The 5,123-nt window shown below is 35.5% G+C and carries 3 protein-coding genes and 9 tRNA genes; all 12 read right to left on the bottom strand.

Annotation, left to right across the window (positions count from 1 at the left end; translation table 11 throughout):
• Nucleotides 1–153 precede the first annotated feature (153 nt).
• Complete coding sequence (locus HMPREF9402_RS11020; RefSeq protein ID WP_009607394.1) at nucleotides 154–1,455, bottom strand: sugar ABC transporter substrate-binding protein; 1,302 nt, start codon at nucleotides 1,453–1,455, stop codon at nucleotides 154–156.
• A 173-nt stretch (nucleotides 1,456–1,628) separates the two neighbouring features.
• Complete coding sequence (locus HMPREF9402_RS11015; RefSeq protein ID WP_006783251.1) at nucleotides 1,629–2,420, bottom strand: DUF1189 family protein; 792 nt, start codon at nucleotides 2,418–2,420, stop codon at nucleotides 1,629–1,631.
• Nucleotides 2,421–2,431: 11 nt separating this feature from the next.
• Nucleotides 2,432–4,015, bottom strand: a complete 1,584-nt coding sequence (locus tag HMPREF9402_RS11010) for an alpha-amylase family glycosyl hydrolase (protein WP_009607393.1) — start codon at nucleotides 4,013–4,015, stop codon at nucleotides 2,432–2,434.
• A gap of 188 nt (nucleotides 4,016–4,203) precedes the next feature.
• Nucleotides 4,204–4,292 (bottom strand) — tRNA-Leu (locus HMPREF9402_RS11005).
• A 19-nt stretch (nucleotides 4,293–4,311) separates the two neighbouring features.
• Nucleotides 4,312–4,385: transfer RNA gene (locus tag HMPREF9402_RS11000), tRNA-Cys, on the bottom strand.
• A 9-nt stretch (nucleotides 4,386–4,394) separates the two neighbouring features.
• Nucleotides 4,395–4,468 (bottom strand) — tRNA-Gly (locus HMPREF9402_RS10995).
• A 10-nt stretch (nucleotides 4,469–4,478) separates the two neighbouring features.
• Nucleotides 4,479–4,554 (bottom strand) — tRNA-His (locus tag HMPREF9402_RS10990).
• A gap of 2 nt (nucleotides 4,555–4,556) precedes the next feature.
• A tRNA-Trp gene (locus HMPREF9402_RS10985) sits at nucleotides 4,557–4,630 on the bottom strand.
• Between the two features lie 11 nt (nucleotides 4,631–4,641).
• Nucleotides 4,642–4,717, bottom strand: a tRNA-Thr gene (locus HMPREF9402_RS10980).
• Nucleotides 4,718–4,773: 56 nt separating this feature from the next.
• A tRNA-Leu gene (locus tag HMPREF9402_RS10975) sits at nucleotides 4,774–4,862 on the bottom strand.
• Nucleotides 4,863–4,881: 19 nt separating this feature from the next.
• Nucleotides 4,882–4,955 (bottom strand) — tRNA-Cys (locus tag HMPREF9402_RS10970).
• 9 nt (nucleotides 4,956–4,964) lie between these two features.
• Nucleotides 4,965–5,038, bottom strand: a tRNA-Gly gene (locus HMPREF9402_RS10965).
• Nucleotides 5,039–5,123: the final 85 nt, after the last annotated feature.

Here is a 5,123-nt window from a genome sequence, read left to right as displayed (position 1 = left end):
TCATCGACCACGAAAATGTTTAGGGTGGAAAACTTCATTCGAGCTATTTCATGAGAAACTGTCGCATTTGTATTGACAATTCGTCTTATACAAAAAAATCCTAGTAGCTTAACTACTAGGATTTCAATTTAAGTCATTATGGTTTTAAAGATACTACTCAGTCATTTGTAATGCAGTATTGTAATCGTCTAAAGCTTTAGCAGCTGCTTCTTCAGGAGTTGCTAAACCTTCCCATACTGAACGGTACATTGTTTCAGCTGCACCCCAGTATTTTGACATTTCTGGTAAGATTGGCATTGGTTGTGCATATTCAGCTTGAGCTAAAATACCAGCTACATATGGATCTTCAGTTACCCCTTCGATAACAGATGCATCTTTTAATGCAGGGATTTTTCCTTGTACATCATACATAATTTGTAATCCTTCTTCAGATGCTAAGAATTCAGCAACTTGTTTCGCCTCAGTTGGATGTTGTGTGTATGCACTTACACAAGCAATGATATTTCCTGAGAATGTTTCAGGTTGAACACCATTAATTGTTGGAATAGTCGTTACTCCCCATTCAAATTCATTGTCTTCAGCTCCAGTTTTTGCTTCAGCTAATGACCAAGGTCCAGAGATCATGTAAGGAACGTTTCCTTTAATAAACTCACCATGGATAGTATCCCAATTTAAATCTGCATATGGGACTGGTAAATATTCTTTCATTGATTGGAAGAATGTTAAACCATCGATAACTTCTTGAGTATTTAAGTTAACTTGAGAAGCATCATCGTGATTTTCACCATATAATTGGAATCCTGCCCCTGTTAAGAAGAAGTGCATGTCATATGAGTTCCCTGGTTGGAAACGTAATAAGAATTTATTTGTTGCAGCATCATTGTATTGTGCTGCTTGTTCTTTAATTTGTTCAAATGAAGTTGCAACTTCAAATCCATTTTCCTCTAATAAAGTTTTGTTATAGAATAAAGCTAATGATTCAGTTGCTAATGGGATACCATAATATGTGTTATCAACTTTAACAGTACCAACAGCCCCTTCTAACATACGTTCTTCGATCATATTTCCTAAATCTGATCCTAAAGGTAATAAGATATTTGATAAGATTGATTCACTCATTCCATCATGAGGTTGAATGAATACATCCCCACCTAATCCCGCAGGACCATCTAACTCTAATTTAGTACGAGCATCTACTGCTCCAACTTTTTCATATACAACATCAATGTTTGGATAAGCTGCTTCAATTGCTGGTTCAATTGCTGCTGCATAATCATCATCGTCTAACCATAATTTAATCTCTACTTTTTCCCCTGAAGTTGCTGGTTTCTCAGTAGTCTCAGCAGATCCATTAGATGGTGTTTCTGCTGGTGTTTCAGCGTCATTTCCACCACAAGCTACTAATCCTGTTAACGATAACGATGCAACTAATCCTAGTGATAATAATTTCTTCATCCTTATACCTCCCAATTGTCTAAAACAATTTGTTTTTGAAATTGCTTACATATTAAGTATAGCACTTACAAAACCGAAATGCAATATCCGACATTTAATGTGGAATCGGTTACAAAAATATGTTTAAATATACAAAAAAGCAAGATTCTCACATAGAATCTCGCTTTTTTTCATTAAATTAAACTCGGAATAACTTTCTTACGATAAACGACGAAAGCAATTAGTGGTGTTCCAAAATTAAAAATAATCGTTGTGAAAGCAGGAGAAATAATTAATCCTATAATTAATGAAATGATTGAAGGAATTGTCCCAGAATAAATCATAATATTTAATACTTCTTTATAACTAATAAAACTTGTATGTCCAAACTTAAATAACATCGATAACGCCGCTACAACAAATGTATAAATAAAGAAAGTTAAAATTCCTGTCTGATAATTTCCCATAATGAATGGAACAATCAATAAAGGTTTTAAAGACTTTGCAAAAGGAGCAAATACACCTTCATACCCAGATGCTACATCCATTTGTCGAAGTTGACCAAAATTAGTTCCTTCATATTCACCGTAAGATAAATCATACTGTCTACCTTGTTCCACAAAAATTAAGTGATCATGATTAAAAACTAAACCATTCGTCACCAAATTCGCATCACCGTTAAATAAAATTTTAACATCACTATTAACCTTGATTTCGTAAAACTCATTATTACTTAAAGCCCCATTTTCAATTTTATAATCTGGTAATGATTCGACTATCATTGCCTTCTCATCATCAGATAACATCCAAATCTTTTCATCCCATCTATAAGCTTCATCTTTTAATAAAGAAAAGGCGAACGGCGTCATTTGCATCATTGATAAAAAAATACCAAAAATTAAACTAATAATAATGGGTGTTTTTCTCAATTCAAAAATTGAATCTATTGAGTACCCTGATTTTAACATTAACTTTAACTTTTTCATTCTTGCTCCACCTATCCTATTTCAATCTCTAGCTCCTCATACAAGCTAACCTCTTCTACTGGAATACTAAATAACATAGTACCCTTACTTGGAATTATAACAGAATCTGACTTTAAAGTATAACCTGTTTTTGTCGAATAAATAAGGTTTTCATCATCAGTACTAAATCCAACTTCACAATCGCGTTCACTGATATTATGTAAAATGAAAACCGCTTCTGTCTCAGTATAACGAATTTGTCCGATTAGTAGAGACTTACTCATACTAAGGGCGACCATCTCTCCACTAGATAGTGCATCACTACTATTACGCACTGCAATTAAAGACTTATAATGATTTAATAACGAATCTTTATCCTCTAATTGTACCTCTATACTATCTAAATCCATATTTAAAGTATCCTTACACCATTCAGTCTCATAATCATTTCCCCATTTAAGAGGGAATCTAATATCTTCATCAGGTTTTCTCCCTAACATTCCAATTTCCTCTCCATAATAAATATATGGGTTCCCTGGTAACATTAAATAAATATCTGCTGCCAATTTCATTAAATCCATATCGTTATTTAATACAGACATGACACGATCTTGATCATGATTCGTTAAAAATATAGCATCACTATATCCTCTATCTCCAGCATATTTTTCAAAAGACTCATGCATTCTTGTTAAATTTTTCATTAATCCAAATCCACTAAGATCTCTTTCACGACGAACAACAGATACAATTGCATCAGCTAAATCAAAATTGAAATTTGCATCAAAATTACTGTAATATGGGGCAACTGATGAAGATCCTGACCATACCTCTGCAACAATATATAAATCATCTTTAGCGTCACGCCATCCATCTGTTATCTCTTTCCAAAAATCTAAATTTTCTTGTAGTAAATTTAAATCAGTATTATATTCACCTTGTGCGTACAAATACTTTGCTGCATCTAATCTAAATCCATCAACACCTAAATCAATCCAATACTGTCCAATATTAATAAACTCTTCTCTTACTTTATTATTTGAAGCATTCCAATCAGGCATTCCACTCCAAAATGCACCAAAATACATACGATTTTCATACTTAGACCACGCTTTTCCATCAATAGGAGAAGCTGAAAAATCATATGATGAATCATTCGCATCAGCCCAAATAAAGTAATCAGTATAATCACTATCAATATTTTCCTTACTATCTATAAACCATGGATGCTCACTACTGGCATGATTTAAAACCATATCTAATACAACTTTTATTCCTTTATTATGGGCTTCTGAAACTAATTTTTTAAAATCATCTAACGTTCCATACTCAGAATTAACATTATAGTAATCTGTTACATCATACCCATGGTAACTTGGAGATGGATAAATAGGTAATAACCAAATTCCTTTAACTCCTAAATCTACAAGATAGTCCAAATTCTCAGTAATTCCATTAAAATCACCAATACCATCACCATCACTATCTGCAAATGAACGTACAAATATTTCATAAAAAACACCATTGTCACTTGAAACTTCCGCCCTCTCATCGGTACTATTACTACATCCAACTAATAAAAATATAATCATTAATAATAGAATGTTTTTTTTCATTATTATCCCCCTCATGTGTTTATAGATAATTATAGCAACTAAACATCATAACAACTATATGTAACCGTTATTATAATTGATATAAAAAAAACTTCTTAAGATATATCCTAAGAAGTTTTAAGAAAAATAAAAAAGAGTAACTTTAAGAAAAATAAAAAAGAGTAACCCTACTCTTAATCGTCATAAATTGGTGCCTAGGGCCGGAATCGAACCGGCACGGGTGTCACCACCCGCAGGATTTTAAGTCCTGTGCGTCTACCAGTTCCGCCACCCAGGCACATCATTATTAATTTAATTGGAGGCGCCAATCGGATTTGAACCGATGATCAGGGAGTTGCAGTCCCACGCCTTACCACTTGGCTATGGCGCCCTTTTTTTATGGAGCGGGTGAAGAGAATCGAACTCTCACAGTCAGCTTGGAAGGCTGAAGTTCTACCATTAAACTACACCCGCAATTTTTAGATGGGGCGACTGATGGGAATCGAACCCACGAATGCCGGAGCCACAATCCGGTGCGTTAACCACTTCGCCACAATCGCCATGGCAGGGGTGGCAGGAATCGAACCCACACTAACGGTTTTGGAGACCGCTGTTCTACCGTTAAACTACACCCCTACTTAATTATATGGTGCCGAAAGCAGGACTTGAACCCGCAACCTACTGATTACAAGTCAGTTGCTCTACCAATTGAGCTATTTCGGCCTTTTATAGCATATCTCATTAAAAAAAGAGCATCTCTACTCTAAATTGTCATAAATTGGTGCCTAGGGCCGGAATCGAACCGGCACGGGTGTCACCACCCGCAGGATTTTAAGTCCTGTGCGTCTACCAGTTCCGCCACCCAGGCACATCATTATTAATTTAATTGGAGGCGCCAATCGGATTTGAACCGATGATCAGGGAGTTGCAGTCCCACGCCTTACCACTTGGCTATGGCGCCCTTTTTTTATGGAGCGGGTGAAGAGAATCGAACTCTCACAGTCAGCTTGGAAGGCTGAAGTTCTACCATTAAACTACACCCGCAATTTTTAGATGGGGCGACTGATGGGAATCGAACCCACGAATGCCGGAGCCACAATCCGGTGCGTTAACCACTTCGCCACAATCG

The organism is Turicibacter sp. HGF1 (assembly GCF_000191865.1).
GTDB lineage: Bacteria > Bacillota_I > Bacilli_A > MOL361 > Turicibacteraceae > Turicibacter > Turicibacter sanguinis.
The sequence above is the reverse complement of the archived record's forward strand: the minus strand, read 5'-3'. Positions and strand labels throughout refer to the sequence as shown.

Bases quoted from the DNA above. Each gene is read 5' to 3' on its own strand.
- HMPREF9402_RS11020 (WP_009607394.1), bottom strand. From the start codon at position 1,455: ATGAAGAAATTATTATCACTAGGATTAGTTGCATCGTTATCGTTAACA.
- HMPREF9402_RS11015 (WP_006783251.1), bottom strand. From the start codon at position 2,420: ATGAAAAAGTTAAAGTTAATGTTAAAATCAGGGTACTCAATAGATTCA.
- HMPREF9402_RS11010 (WP_009607393.1), bottom strand. From the start codon at position 4,015: ATGAAAAAAAACATTCTATTATTAATGATTATATTTTTATTAGTTGGA.